This is a genomic window from bacterium (genome assembly GCA_021372515.1).
GTDB lineage: Bacteria > Gemmatimonadota > Glassbacteria > GWA2-58-10 > GWA2-58-10 > JAJFUG01.
The window spans coordinates 1-13,446 of record JAJFUG010000015.1 but is presented as its reverse complement, the minus strand read 5'-3'; the positions used below and the strand labels follow the sequence as shown (position 1 = coordinate 13,446).

Here is a 13,446-nt window from a genome sequence, read left to right as displayed (position 1 = left end):
TTATATTTTTTTAGGACTCCGACGCAACTGCCCTAACCATTTTCAAACGAATTGTCCTGACACAGCAAGGGGAGAGAAATATATATGAGCTGGCGCGGATATGCCCTGGCCGGGCTGCTGGCGGCTGCACCACTTGCCGCAGGCGGTTGTGCGGCTATCAGAAATATAAATTTTTACTCCACCTCGGAGGAGGTCCAACTCGGCCAGGCCCTGGACAAGGAAATCCACAAGCAGTACACGGTGCTTAACGACCAGAAGCTCGACTCGTTCCTGCAGGAGCGGGGCGACAAGCTGGTGGCGGTCTCCTCCCGCACTGATCTGAAATACCATTTCGTGGCGGTCAAGGATGAAGCGGTAAACGCGTTCGCCATTCCCGGCGGCTACTGCTACATCAACCTGGGCCTGATCCGCAATGTCGAGACCGAGGCCGAGCTGATCAGCGTGGTGGCCCACGAGCTGAGCCATGTCACCAACCGTCACAGCGTGAAGCGCCTGAGCCAGATGCAGCTCCTGGACGCCGCGCAGCAGATCGCCCTGGGCAATTCCGGCACCCTGGCCAACACCGTGGCCGGCATGTTCACCACCGTGGGCATGCTCAGCTACAGCCGCGAGTACGAGCGCCAGGCCGACCACGACGGGCTGATGGTCATGTACAAGGCCGGCTACGACCCCAACGGCATGGTCAAGATGTTCGAGATGCTCAAGTCCAAGCAGCAAAGCCCCGAGACCAAGGGCTGGCAGAACCTGCTCTCCACCCACCCGATGACCGACGAGCGCATCCAGAACGCCAAGGCTCTGATCGCAACCCTGCCGCCGCGCGAGGGCCTGATCGAGAACTCGCCGCAGTGGGCCGAGTTCCGCAAGTACGTTAACGAGAAATACCCGGCCCCGCCGCCCAAGGCGGAGAAAAAATAGCCCGAGGTAGGTCTGCTCGTTTGTTCCCCGGGGCCGGGGACTGTCTTGGGACTTGTGCCGGGAACATTCCGGATTATCTTTCATGGATGATACAGAACCCTGTCCACCGCCGGCCGAACTGGTCGCCACTGTGTGCTGAACTCGCGGAGCGAAAAGATGGCTGATCTGAAGACTCGATACCTGAACCTGGAGCTGAAAAACCCGCTGGTGGTAGCCAGCAGCGGCCTGACCCGTAACGCCAAGATGGTCAAGCAGTGCGAGGAGCTGGGGGCCGGCGCGGTGGTGCTGAAAAGCATTTTCGAGGAGGATATCCGCCGCAAGGACAACACGTTCCAAGACAGCCTGATGGATCACCCCGAGGCGGCGGACTATTTCTCGGCCGAGGTGGGGCTGATCTACGGGCCGAACGAGTACTGCTCCGAGATCGAGAAAGCGCGCAAGGCGGTCTCGATCCCGGTCATCGCCTCGGTCAACTGCGCCGAGCCGCGCTTCTGGACCGGCTACGCGGCCCAGATCGAAGCGGCCGGGGCCAGCGCCCTGGAGCTGAACCTGTCGGTGCCCTCGGCCGGGCTGGAGCAGTCCTCGTCCCGGAGCGAGCAGCAGTTCTACGACATAGTCACAGCCGTGCGTTCCCAGGTGCGGATTCCCCTGGCGGTCAAGATGAGCGGCCAGCTCACCTGCCCACAGAACGTGGCCGCGAACCTGGTCCGCGCCGGGGCGGATGGGCTCGTCCTGTTCAACCGTCAGACCGGCCTCGACATCGACCTCGAGACCGGGCGGGCGTTCGCCGCCAAGGGCGACCAGGGGCTTTCCTCGCCGCACTACATCTACTATCCGCTGCGCTGGGTCTCGATCCTGCGCCAGGTGCTGCCTGAGGTCTCTATTTCCGCCTCCGGAGGGGTGCACAGCGGGGACGCTTTCATCAAGTACATCCTGGCCGGGGCAGACACGGTGCAGGTCTGCTCTCTGTTCTACCGTGAGGGGCTGCGCAAGATCGGCGCTCTGCTGGGGGCGCTGGAGGCTTACCTCGACCGCCGGGGCGTGGCCCGGGTGGACACCCTGCGTGGCTCGGCCAAAATGCAGCTTCCTATCGGCAGCCGCGAGCAGCAGCGGCTCGAATACATGGAGCTCAGCCGCGGACGCTACATGGAGGTGGATACATCGGACGGCGGCGGGCTGGTGTTCGAAAGTCACTCCGGGGAGTGAGGCCAGAAAAGCCGGGATATAAAGAAAGGCCGCTCGGTTCGACCGGAGCGGCCTTTTCTTTTCAAGCATCCAGTCCCGGATCACTGGGCCAACAAATTGCTCTTGACCCATCCGGTGCCCACCGACTTGGGACGGAAGATCGGGGCGCCCAGGGCACGGTTAAGCACTAGCTGGCTGAGCATGCCCATGGCGCGGGACACTCCGAACAGGACCGTGTAGTAGTCGTACTCCTCCAGCCCGTAATGGAATAGCAGGCTGCCCGAGACCGCATCCACGTTCGGATAGGGGTTCTTGGCCTTGCCCTGCTGCTTGAGGATGTCCGGCACCAGGTTGAACAGCCGGTCCACGATGTGGAACAGGTCGGACTTGGGGCAGTGGGCCGTGCCGAAATTGTGCAGGGCGGTGAACCGCGGGTCGGTCTCGCGCAGCACCGCATGCCCGTAGCCGGGGATAACCTTGCCGTTGTTGAGCGTGTCCCAGCAATATTCCTGGATCTGCTCATCCGTGGGCACGCCGTTGTATTTCTCGCGTATCTCGAACACGAAATGCAGGCATTCCTGGTTGGCCAGACCGTGCAGCGGGCCGGCCAGGCCGTTCATGCCGGCGCTCACCGCGTAGTAGGCGTCCGACAGGGCCGAGCCGACCACGTGCGTGGTGAAAGCGCTGACATTGCCGCCCTCGTGGTCACTGTGCAGCACCAGGTACAGGCGCATCAGGTCCGAGAACTCGCCGTTGGTGTTCTCCATGCCCAGCATGTAGGCGTAGTTGGCGGCCCAGCCAAGGCGCGGGTTGGGCGGGATCGGGTCGCCCTTGCCGGTGTGGATGCGGTAGATGCCTGCGGCCAGCTCGGGCAGCATCGAGAGCAGGTGCAGCGAATCTTCCAGGGTTGATTCCCAGTAGTCGGTCTTCTTCATTCCCTCGTCGTACAGACGGCGGAAGCGGCTCTCGCGCTCGAGCATCATGATCCCGATGCTGAACCGGACCATCGGGTGGGTGTCCGGGGCCAGGGCTTTCTGGACTTTCCAGACGAACTCGGGCAGGGGGCCGTGGCCGTTCATCACCGCCTGCAGTTCCTCGAGGTCTTCCTTGTCCGGAAGCTCGTCGAGCAGCAGGAGGTGGAATATCTCCTCAGGCTCGCGGTCCACCAGGTCGAGGATCGGGCGGCCCCGGATCAGCAGCCCGCGGACAGGGTCGACCAGCGAGGTGTCGCAGATCATCGACTTGACCCCTCGCATCCCGCCGAACAACTGCTGCAGGGTGACCTCGGAAACCTGCTTTTGCCCGTACTCTTTAAGAAGAGACTGGATTTCCTCGCGCAAACCGGGGATTACAGCCGCCAGCTTTTCTTTGAGTCTCGTCATGTAGGCCTCCGTCCTGAGAAATTATTCTTATGGCAGTCACAGACTGTTCAAGTCCATTCGTTCTCTTCTGCATCAGGATTGAAAAACACGACTGCTGAAACTTCCGCCAGGAGCATATATTTCCCGGTAAAAAGAAGCCCGAAATGTAATCCAGGCCTGGCTCTTATGCAAGAATAATCCCACAACCGCGCAATTTCGAAAGTGATATCTCAGTCGGGTTCTTAACTATTATTTTATGACTATGCAAGGAAAAAGCAACAAAAGCTGAAAAATTATTAGCGCTGACATGATCGTCTGCCGAAAGCTGTGAAACTGGGCCAGATATGTTAAACTGAGTTTGCGGGGCCGGGTTGCGATTTTTTTCCCAATTGCGTGCGGCAGGGGCGATCTGAAAGCCTCGGGAAAGATGGAATCCGGGTGGCCGGCCCGGGGCTCCGGGCGCCCCGGGCCGGGAGAAAGCGGAAAGATATCAAGGATCACGCCGGTCCGAGCAGGCGGGCGATGTTTTCACGGAAAGGTGGACGGATCACGCCGCGGTCGGTGATCAGGCCGGCGATCAGCTCGGCCGGTGTGACATCGAACGCCGGGTTGAACACCCGCACGCCCTCGGGTGCGGCGGTGCGGCCCAGGGGGGCGGCCACCTCCTCGCGCGCGCGCTCCTCGATCGGGATGCCGGAGCCATCGGCCAGGCTCAGGTCGAACGTGCTGAACGGTGCGGCCACGTAGAACGGGATGCCGAACCTCGCGGCCAGGACCGCCACGCCGTGGGTGCCGATCTTGTTGGCGGCGTCCCCGTTGGCCGCGATCCGGTCGGCCCCGGTGATCACCAGGTCCACTTTGCCGGCCGCCATCACGCTGGCGGCCATGTTGTCGCAGATAAGAGTAACCTCGATCCCTGCGCGGTGCAGCTCCCAGGCGGTCAGGCGCGCCCCCTGCAGCAGCGGGCGGGTCTCATCGGCATAGACCGACACTCTGCGGCCCTGCTCGGCGGCCACGTAGATTGCGGCCAGGGCGGTGCCGATCCCGGCCGTGGCCAGGGCCCCGGCGTTGCAGTGGGTCAGCACCCGGGCCCCGTCCGGCAGCAGAGCCGCCCCGTGCTCGCCGATGGAGCGGCACAGACGGCGGTCCTCCTCGAATAGCTCCAGGGCCTCGCGCTCCAAGGCCTCGATTGTCCCGGCCGGGGAGGCCTTGGGCGCGAGAGACAGGGCCAGGCGGCGCATGCGTTCAACGGCCCAGGAGAGGTTGACCGCGGTGGGACGGGTGGCGGCCAGACGGTCGCAGACCTCGTTCAGCCGGGCCATGAAACTGTCTGGCGCCAGCCCGGCGCAGCCCTGCACACCCAACACGACCCCGAAAGCCCCGGCCACGCCGATGGCCGGCGCCCCGCGTACGGCCAGACGGTAGATGTCGGCCGCCAGGTCGGTGTATTCGCTTCGTTCGAGGTATTTCTCCTCGACTGGAAGAAGGGTCTGGTCTATCAGCCGGACGCGCCCGTCCGGCGCATGTCCGAGCCATTCAATCGTGGTGACCGGCATCGTTTCTCCGCGCTTGGAATATCCTCTGTCAGTTGTCTTGGAAGCATAGATGTTCACACCTGAAAACGAACCTTCCACAAAGTAAAACTCCCGTTCCGGATCGACAAGTGGACACAGAAAAAATCGCCTCAGAAACTTGAACTCACTTATGTGCAGAGTGTATAATTATAAAAGGCGCTGAGGCAGTGATCGATGAGCGGCGCCGGGTTGAATAATTCAACTGGGAGGGGATGATGTTGAGGAAACGGTATTTCCTGGGGCTGGGGCTGATCGCCCTGCTGCTTGCGCTGGCGGCTCCGGCCTGGGCGGTGAAAACGGTCGAGATGCCGGAGAATTTCGGCTCGGACCAGTGGGCGATGTCCCACTACCGCGAGGCGGTGGATTACTTGAAGTACATCACGAAGAAGGATGTCCAGAACCGTCTGCTCGCAGTGCCGGAGAACCTGCGCCAGGAGGCCTGGGACGAGTTCTGGGCGCCGTACGACCCGGTCAAGAAAACTCCGGATAACGAGTTCAAGACCGAGTATTTCAAGCGTATCCGCTACGCCAACGAGAATTTCGGCTCGATCCTGCAGCCGGGCTGGCTGACCGACCGCGGTGAGGCCTATGTCCGCATGGGGCCGCCCAGCGACATCGAGCGCTACACCATGCGTTCCGGTGGGCGTGATGTGTACATCTGGGTCTACATCAACACCGCGCACGAGGTGGACCTGTATTTCGTGGACCGCACCGGGGTGGGCGATTTCGACCTGCTCAACCCGCAGGACATGATCGAAGAGTCCTATATCTACGGTCATTGATCGATCCACCGCAGTCATGTGTCCCGTAACTTGAATCGACGCGCCCCCGGGAGCGAGACCGGCTCCCGGGGGCGCTTTTTTTGTCAGTTCGGGGCCGGCGGGCGGCAGCGGATAAGCGTCCGGGGCGAAGGAAGGTTTTTGGTTGACAAACCGTGAGGGTGACGCTATTTTTGCGCAAATACAAGGGGGCTGTAGCTCAGTTGGGAGAGCGCTTGAATGGCATTCAAGAGGCCAGGGGTTCGACTCCCCTCAGCTCCACCATGAATACAAGGGAATCGGGCCGGACGGCGGCAGGTCGGTGACGACCGCAGGCGTTGAAGATGCCGGTTTCGTCGGTTCCTGATCGATACAGCCCCGGCAGAGTGATCTGTCGGGGTTTTTTCTTGCGGAGCGGAAAGCGCCATATCAAAATGATTGTGCGGCTTTTCCCTTCCCCGGCGTGCTCTGAAAGCCGGGCGGACTGAAGCGCCATCCCCTGTCCGTCCGCTCCCCCGTGTCCCGCCCGGCCGGACTGCCGCCGGCCCAGCCTGACAGCGTGCGCGCGATTTGGTCAGACCGGAAGACAATTTCATTGATAAATACAGCCTGCCTGAATCGGGTGCAGCCAAGGGCCCGGTCCGCAATTACAACGTCCAACCGAAAAGGGTCAGAGATGGCGACTGAGGGGAAAGTGAAAATCGACGAGAGCCAAATCAACTGGCGGTATGTCGGGATAGTATCTTTCGTGGCGGCGATAGGCGGGCTGCTGTTCGGTTTCGACACCGGGGTCATTTCGGGCACGATCGGCGGGGTGGTGCAGGACTTTCAGCTCAACGCCTGGCAGGAGGGGTTCGCGGTGAGCAACCTGATCGTGGCCTGTATCCTGGGCTCGATCATCACCGGCCCCCTGGCCGACCGCTACGGCCGCAAAAAGCTGCTGATCCTGGCTGGTTTTCTGTTCACCCTCTCGGCCGTGCTGTCCGGGGTGCCGCGCAACTACTGGGAGCTGATCGTAGCCAGGGCCATCGGCGGGTTCGGAGTGGGGATCGCCTCGGTGCTCTCGCCGGTGTACATCGCCGAGCTGAGCCCGGCCCACGTTCGCGGCAGGCTCGTGGCCGTGAACCAGCTCGCCATCGTGGTGGGCATCCTGTTCTCCTATTTCAGCAACTGGCTGCTGGTCGGAGTGGGGGAGCACCCCTGGCGCTGGATGTTCGAGGTGGAGGCCGTGCCGGCGTTCCTGTTCACCATCGCCCTGTTCAAGATTCCTGAGAGCCCGCGCTGGCTGGCCAAGAACGGTCAGGAGGACAAGGCGCGCGAGGTGTTCAACAAGATCGGCGGCGCCAGGTACGCCACCAGCGAAATGGCCTATGTCACCGGCATGCTCCACAAGGAGGCCGGCGGCATGCAGGAACTGCTCAATCCCAAGCTGCGCCGCCTTCTGTTCACCGGGTTCCTGATCGCCATTTTCTCGAATTTCACCGGCATCAACGTCATCATCTACTACGGCACCGAGATTTTCCGGATGGCCGGGTTCGTCGATACCGCCTCCTCGTTCAAGGCCCAGGTGATCATCGGGCTGGTCAACTTGATCTTCACCTTTGTCGGCATGGCCCTGATCGACCGGGCGGGCCGCAAGATACTGCACGTGATCGCCTATTTCCTGATGACAGCCTCCATGCTCGCCCTGGGGCTGATGTTCAACATGAAAGATGTCAACCCGCTGTACATGGTGATCCCAGTGATGACCTATGTCGCCTCGTTTTCCACCGGCGTGGGAGTGGTGATCTGGGTCTATCTGTCCGAGATGTTCCCGAACAAGATACGTGGCGCGGCGATGGGCGCGGCGACAATGCTGGTCTGGTGCGCCAATTTCGCGGTGACCCAGTTTTTCCCGGTGCTGAGTGAGGCGATGGGGGGGAGCGTGTTTTACCTGTTCATGGCCGCCTCTTTCATCGCGTTCCTGTTCACTCTGGTCATGATGCGCGAGACCAAGGGGCTGCAGCTCGAAGAGGTGGAGTCGATTTTCGAGAAGCGCAAGAGCTGAACTTCGCGGCGAGAGTTTCGGCTTAAAGTCAAGTGCGTGGAAAACCAAAAGGGGCGCAATGTATTGCGCCCCTTAATTGTTTATATAGAATATTTAATGCGCGCTGGATTAAAGTTACACATTAAGCAATTCTACGTTCCTGTCTCATTCCAGCCTGCGCCAGATTTCCTTCCAGGTCACATCCCCGGTCACGTTTGAAAGGAACAGCGTGTCGCCCACGATGCTGAATTTCAGGTCGGCCGAGGTGTTGACCCGGTTGGGGTTGTTGAAATGGGCCAGGTACTCGGTGTAGATGTCGCCGTTGATCTTGTAGCGGCCGCCGTTGCCCGAGAACGTGTTGTAGGCGGTCACGATGTCGGAGTCGGTAACCACCGGGCCGAAAAGCGGACGGTTGGGGTCGTGCCCCACGGTGGAGAAAAAGGTGGGTGTGATGATCTTGATCGCTTTCCAGTTGTCCTGGTCGCGGTTGATCGTGGTGTCGGGGGTGGTGTAGGTGGAGCTGACAAATTCCCAGACCCCCTCAATGGGCTTGTGTTTCTGGCAAGCCGTAAGGGCTACAATTGCTGACAAAAGCAAAGCGGCTAATATCCACGCCCTTCTCATGACAGCCTCCTGGAGCGGGTCAGGCGTACTGGGAGGGTTACTCTGAACATGCGCCTCGATGCTTCGGCGCAATGGTTTCCGTACTTTTCTGTCGGTTGGGGGAGATTGTTCCTTGATGCGCCTCCGGGTAAAGAGGTGAACTTACCCGAGTGTCGGCAGATAAAAGCAAAAGTTGTTGTGCATTTGATTCATTATACGTATACAGGCCGCACCAGACAAGAGCTAAGTCCAAAGAACGGCATAGGATCGGCGCATGTTCAACGGAAAAACCGGAACGGATATCCCGCGATCAGGTTTTTAGCTTGCGCAGTGGCTGCGGCGCTGCGAAATTAGTTGAACGCGGCGGGCGCCTCCTCACTGGCCCCGGCTCGGGCCGTGTCGGACTCTCCCGGCGCGTGAACGGCGTTATCCCTCCAATCAATGCCAGAAACCGCGCAGTTTTTCCCTGCAGCCTGCAACCACAGGAGATCAGGACAATGAAACTCCAATCCGTGTTCCGACTTGTTCCGGTTCTTCTCTGGTTATCGCTCGTCCCGTTCCGCCCTCTGGCCGCCCAGTACTACAGCCAGGGGCCGGGCCGGATAACCCTGGACAACGGGGTGGTCCACCGCAGCCTCGACCTGGGCGAGAACGGCGACCGTCTGACCACGCTCTCCTACGGCCTGAAAGGGCTGGAGGACGAGTTCGTGCGCCCGGGCGGGCAGGAATTCGGGTTCCTGGCCGATGGCCATGCTATGAACGGTTTGGGGGGCTGGAAGATCACCTCCGTGGACCGGGCCGCCGATTCCCTGGGCGGCGATGGTGTCCGTCTGACCTACAAATCCGCCTCCACGGCCAAGGCCCGCCTTCATCTCGAGGTGACCTACCTGCTGTATCCCGAGCTGCCGGTGGTGCGCAAGCATCTTTCACTGGTCAACCTCGGGCAGGAGAAAGTGCGGCTGGAGGCAGTGGACGTGGAGGTGCTGCGCTCGGCCTGGGAGGACACCGACTGCTGGATCATGTCCGATTTCGCCCGCCACAAATGGCTTGGCCCGTTCGTGGGCAACTGGAACGACCCGCTGGCCGTGGTGCACATGATCGGCCGCCGCCAGGGCCTGGCTCTGGGCAACGAGGCGCCCTCGGTCACCAAGCGCACCGGGGCGTTCGAGGACGGTTCCACCTTTAGTGTGGGCCTGACCCGGCCGGACCAGGATTACCCGTTCCTGGCCTGGCTCAAGCCGGGGGAGAAATGGGAGAGTCCCTGGGTGTTCAGCCTGCCCTATGCCGGACAGAGCGACCCCGCGGCAGTGGTCAACGGCCCGGTGGCCGATTTTGTCCGCCGCCACATGGGGATCCGCCTGGCCCAGCTCGACCGCAAGCCGATGTTTGTCTACAACACCTGGAACCCGTTCCGCACGCAGGTGAACGAGGCCCTGGTGAACGAACTGGCCGAGGCCGCCGCGGCCTGCGGGGCGCAGGAATTCGTGATAGACGACGGCTGGCAGGCCAACAAGGGCGACTGGGAGATCGATTACCAGAAATTCCCCCACGGCCTCAAGCCAGTGTTCGACCATATCCGCAGCCTGGGGATGAAACCCGGCCTCTGGATCAGCCTGACCGAGGCCGAGACCAAGAGCAAGGTCTACGCCGCGCACCCGGAATGGTTCTGCCGCGACAAGGCGGGACGGGTCGCCAACATCCATTCCTCGGACCCGAACACTGCCACCGCCTGCCTGGGCACCGATTGGTACGGGCATATCCGTGATGTTATCCTGGGCCTGGTGCGCGATCACGGCCTGGGCTATGTGAAACTCGACCTTTCACTCACCCGCAGCGCCTATGTCTACGACAAGACCCGCACCGGCTGCTATGCCACGGACCACCCGTTCCACGATGGGCGGGAGGAGTCGTTCCTCGTGGCCTACAGGCGGTGCATGCAGCTTTTCGATGAGCTTCACGCGGCCGCGCCGGACCTGTTCATCGACTGCACTTTCGAGACCTGGGGCCCGCTTCAGCAGGTTGACTACGCCCTGGTCCGTCACGCCGAGGGAGACTGGCTCATCAACGTGTATGAAAAATCGCCCCTGGGCAGCCTGAGGGTGCGCAACCTTGCCTGGTGGCGCACTCCGTCCATGCCGGCCACGGCCCTGGTGGTGGGCAACCTCACCCTGGATGACCCCGAGCGCGAGCTAAACCTGCTCTCCCTGGCCGGAACGCTGCCGATCATGCTGGGCGACCCGCGCAAAGTGCCGCCCGAGTCGCGCGCGCGCCTCAAGGCCTGGGCCGACTGGCTGCAGGCCATGCAGGACAAGTATAACTACACCCTCTACCGTAGCGACCTGCCCGGGTTCGGCGAGCCGGCCGAGGGGCAGTGGGACGGCTGGCAGAGGATCAACACCGACACCCGCGCCGGTGGGATAGTGGGCGTGTTCCGTCAGGCCGGCCTCGACAGCGAGCGCATGGTAGGGGTGAGCGGCCTGGACCCGGCGGCGACCTACTCGGTCCGCCGGGGGCCCGCGGGCGAGGAACTGACACGCATGAGCGGGGCCGATCTGGCGGCGAAGGGTTTTCGGGTGAGCCTGCCCGACACCTATGGGGCGGTGCTGTTCGAGATACAGCGGGTGCAGTAGGGAGTCTTGCCGCCGTGGCCGGGTGAATCCTGTCCGTGCCGCAGAAAAAGGTTGTCTCTGACGAATTTGTTCCTATAATGCGAATGTACGGTTCACTTTCACCCCCAAACGCGCGCGAGGTTCGCCATGCCCGAATCTGTCAGCCGTCGAGATTTTCTTCGCAGCGCCACCGCGGCGGCTTTGCTGGGTGCGGCCTGCCCCTGGCGTCTGTGCGGCCAGGCCGGGTCCGCCGCTGCTAGCCGTCCCAATTTCGTGATCGTGTTCTGCGACGACCTGGGCTACGGCGATATCGGCTGTTTCGGAGCACAGGGCTACAAGACTCCGAATATCGACCGCATGGCGGCCCAGGGTGTGCGGTTCACCGATTTCCACGCCGCCACCGCGGTCTGCTCGGCCTCGCGGGCCGCGCTGCTCACCGGCTGCTACCCGGAGCGGGTGGGTATCCTGGGCGCGCTGGGACCGGCCTCCAGGATCGGGATCAGCGACAGCGAGGCCACGATCGCCTCGCTGCTGGGGGGCGCGGGCTACGCCACCGCTATCTACGGCAAGTGGCACCTGGGCGACTCGCCGCAGTTCCTTCCCACCCGCCACGGCTTCGATGAGTGGTTCGGGCTGCCCTATTCCAACGACATGTGGCCCCAGCACCCGACCAACGGCGCGGACTATCCGCCCCTGCCGCTGTACGAGAACGAGAAAGTGATCGAGTACAACCCGGACCAGCGCAACCTGACCACCTGGTACACCCAGCACGCGGTCAGCTTTATCGAGCGCAACCGCGAGCGGCCCTTTTTCCTGTACCTGGCGCACAACATGCCCCATGTGCCGCTGTATGTCTCCGACAAGTTCGCCGGGGCCACGGCGCGCGGGCTGTTCGGGGACGTGATCGAGGAGATCGACTGGTCGGTGGGCGAGGTGCTGGAGGCGCTGCGGCGAAACGGCCTGGATGATAACACATTAGTGATTTTCACCTCGGACAACGGCCCCTGGCTGAGCTACGGCGAGCATGCAGGTTCGGCCGGGCCGCTGCGCGAGGGCAAGGGAACCCTGTTCGAGGGTGGCATGCGCGAGCCGTGCGTGATGCGCTGGCCGGGGCATATCCCGTCGGGCGGGGTCTGCGGCGAACTGGCCACCACGATGGACATTCTGCCCACCCTGGCCGGACTGGCCGGTGCGGCGCTGCCCAGGCTGCCCATCGATGGGCACGACATCCTGCCGCTGATCGAGGGCCGCCCCGGGGCGCTCAGCCCGACCGGGGCCTACTACTGCTACTGGATGGGCGAGTTGCACGGCGTGCGCAGCGGCAAGTGGAAATTGCACGTGCCGCATGACTACCGCACCCTGCACGGCCGTCCGGGCGGCAAGGGCGGCCTGCCCGTGCCCTACGACCAGGACCATATCCAGATGTCCCTGTTCGACCTGGAGAGCGATGTGGGCGAGACCAAAGACGTGGCAGCGGAACACCCGGAGGAGGTCAAGCGCCTGGAGGCCCTGGCCGAGGCCGCCCGCCGCGACCTGGGGGACAAGCTCACCGGACGGGCCGGAGCGGGGCTGCGCGAGCCGGGACGGCTCCCCTGAATGAATTTTTGGCGCAAAGGACGTTTGAAGCCGCGGGGTTAACTCACCGCGGCTTTTTATTTCCCATGACCGGGATGAATTGACAGCGGCTTCCCGATAATGCAAAGGCGGATCAAGCCTTAAAATACTTTATTAATTTCGAAGTGTCTTAATCAGGAAAGTGCTTAAGATAACTCGCAGGGAAGAGCGCATAGCGGGGAGCGAGCGGCGGGATACTGGCCTGGGGCCGTTTCCCGGCTCAGGGGATACGCTTGACTGTCGGCGCGATGGTGCAGAAGATCAGGATCATCAGCACGGCCAGCCCGGCGGTGAAAGCGTTGCCGGTCCTGATCCAGATAAACCAGCCGATGAACAGGCTGAGGCCTATCGCGAAAGCACACATCAGACACGTTTCTACGTGTAGAGCTTTTGGCAGATGCATACGATCCCCCCGTTTTTCCAGAATCATTCCGATAGCGTGAACTCGCTCTGCCATTTTATATAGGCAAAGATTGTGCACAATTTCCCGCCGCGCCTTAATCCTTTGATAAACAAAAAGAAATTTGAATTGATAGTTGCAATCTCGGAGAGGATGGTCTATAATTATGATAGTTTGTCTATCAAATTAATATGCCGGCGGAGGCAGCAAAGATGAAAGCCGAGGACCTGGACCTGCAGAATCTTTTCCGTTTCTCGCGTGGCCTGGTCTCACTGCTGGGCCGGCGGGTGGTGATCCACGACCTGTTCGCCATGGGCCAGTTCCGGCGCGACCTGGTGAACATGGTGGGCCAGGAGCACGCTCGGCGTATCTGCACGCGGATGGGCTATTTCTGGGGCCAG

11 protein-coding genes and 1 tRNA gene are annotated in these 13,446 nt (G+C 61.8%); 8 read left to right on the top strand and 4 right to left on the bottom strand.

Annotated elements, in window-relative coordinates; all coding sequences use genetic code 11:
• Positions 1 to 84: 84 nt before the first annotated feature.
• Positions 85 to 915 (top strand): M48 family metallopeptidase, encoded by an 831-nt coding sequence (locus LLH00_01260; GenBank protein ID MCE5269894.1) that lies wholly within the window; start codon positions 85 to 87, stop codon positions 913 to 915.
• Between the two features lie 156 nt (positions 916 to 1,071).
• Positions 1,072 to 2,121, top strand: a complete 1,050-nt coding sequence (locus LLH00_01255; GenBank protein MCE5269893.1) for a dihydroorotate dehydrogenase-like protein — start codon at positions 1,072 to 1,074, stop codon at positions 2,119 to 2,121.
• An 80-nt stretch (positions 2,122 to 2,201) separates the two neighbouring features.
• Here the strand turns inward: LLH00_01255 and LLH00_01250 are convergent, their stop codons facing one another.
• Together LLH00_01250 and mtnA are read right to left on the bottom strand one after the other, a co-directional pair.
• On the bottom strand, positions 2,202 to 3,482 hold the full coding sequence (locus LLH00_01250; protein MCE5269892.1) for a citrate (Si)-synthase: 1,281 nt from the start codon (positions 3,480 to 3,482) through the stop codon (positions 2,202 to 2,204).
• Positions 3,483 to 3,958: 476 nt separating this feature from the next.
• Positions 3,959 to 5,017 carry an S-methyl-5-thioribose-1-phosphate isomerase gene (mtnA, locus tag LLH00_01245; GenBank protein ID MCE5269891.1) on the bottom strand — a complete coding sequence of 353 codons (1,059 nt, stop codon included), beginning with the start codon at positions 5,015 to 5,017 and terminating at the stop codon, positions 3,959 to 3,961.
• Positions 5,018 to 5,250: 233 nt separating this feature from the next.
• On the opposite strand from mtnA, the gene LLH00_01240 reads away from it, so the two are divergent.
• The 3 genes from LLH00_01240 (at position 5,251) to LLH00_01230 (ending at position 7,840) form a co-directional block, all read left to right on the top strand.
• Positions 5,251 to 5,817 (top strand): GWxTD domain-containing protein, encoded by a 567-nt coding sequence (locus tag LLH00_01240; GenBank protein ID MCE5269890.1) that lies wholly within the window; start codon positions 5,251 to 5,253, stop codon positions 5,815 to 5,817.
• A gap of 185 nt (positions 5,818 to 6,002) precedes the next feature.
• A tRNA-Ala gene (locus tag LLH00_01235) sits at positions 6,003 to 6,078 on the top strand.
• A gap of 391 nt (positions 6,079 to 6,469) precedes the next feature.
• Entirely contained in the window at positions 6,470 to 7,840 is a 1,371-nt protein-coding gene (locus LLH00_01230; GenBank protein MCE5269889.1) for a sugar porter family MFS transporter, read from the top strand.
• Positions 7,841 to 7,984: 144 nt separating this feature from the next.
• Here the strand turns inward: LLH00_01230 and LLH00_01225 are convergent, their stop codons facing one another.
• A complete protein-coding gene (locus LLH00_01225) occupies positions 7,985 to 8,443 on the bottom strand; it encodes a hypothetical protein (GenBank protein MCE5269888.1) in 459 nt (152 codons plus the stop codon).
• 476 nt (positions 8,444 to 8,919) lie between these two features.
• On the opposite strand from LLH00_01225, the gene LLH00_01220 reads away from it, so the two are divergent.
• Positions 8,920 to 11,052 (top strand): alpha-galactosidase, encoded by a 2,133-nt coding sequence (locus LLH00_01220; protein MCE5269887.1) that lies wholly within the window; start codon positions 8,920 to 8,922, stop codon positions 11,050 to 11,052.
• Between the two features lie 126 nt (positions 11,053 to 11,178).
• Positions 11,179 to 12,627, top strand: coding sequence for a sulfatase (locus LLH00_01215; protein MCE5269886.1), 1,449 nt, complete (start codon positions 11,179 to 11,181; stop codon positions 12,625 to 12,627).
• Between the two features lie 238 nt (positions 12,628 to 12,865).
• Here LLH00_01215 and LLH00_01210 read toward each other — a convergent pair whose 3' ends face one another.
• A complete protein-coding gene (locus LLH00_01210) occupies positions 12,866 to 13,009 on the bottom strand; it encodes a hypothetical protein (protein ID MCE5269885.1) in 144 nt (47 codons plus the stop codon).
• 248 nt (positions 13,010 to 13,257) lie between these two features.
• Here LLH00_01210 and LLH00_01205 point away from each other — a divergent pair.
• On the top strand, positions 13,258 to 13,446 hold a 189-nt coding region (locus LLH00_01205), incomplete at its 3' end, for a XylR N-terminal domain-containing protein (protein MCE5269884.1).

Coding starts and splice junctions, on each gene's coding strand:
- LLH00_01250 (MCE5269892.1), bottom strand. CDS start 3,482: ATGACGAGACTCAAAGAAAAGCTGGCGGCTGTAATCCCCGGTTTGCGC.
- LLH00_01220 (MCE5269887.1), top strand. CDS start 8,920: ATGAAACTCCAATCCGTGTTCCGACTTGTTCCGGTTCTTCTCTGGTTA.
- LLH00_01210 (MCE5269885.1), bottom strand. CDS start 13,009: ATGTGTGCTTTCGCGATAGGCCTCAGCCTGTTCATCGGCTGGTTTATC.
- LLH00_01225 (MCE5269888.1), bottom strand. CDS start 8,443: ATGAGAAGGGCGTGGATATTAGCCGCTTTGCTTTTGTCAGCAATTGTA.
- LLH00_01255 (MCE5269893.1), top strand. CDS start 1,072: ATGGCTGATCTGAAGACTCGATACCTGAACCTGGAGCTGAAAAACCCG.
- mtnA (MCE5269891.1), bottom strand. CDS start 5,017: ATGCCGGTCACCACGATTGAATGGCTCGGACATGCGCCGGACGGGCGC.
- LLH00_01230 (MCE5269889.1), top strand. CDS start 6,470: ATGGCGACTGAGGGGAAAGTGAAAATCGACGAGAGCCAAATCAACTGG.
- LLH00_01260 (MCE5269894.1), top strand. CDS start 85: ATGAGCTGGCGCGGATATGCCCTGGCCGGGCTGCTGGCGGCTGCACCA.
- LLH00_01215 (MCE5269886.1), top strand. CDS start 11,179: ATGCCCGAATCTGTCAGCCGTCGAGATTTTCTTCGCAGCGCCACCGCG.
- LLH00_01240 (MCE5269890.1), top strand. CDS start 5,251: ATGTTGAGGAAACGGTATTTCCTGGGGCTGGGGCTGATCGCCCTGCTG.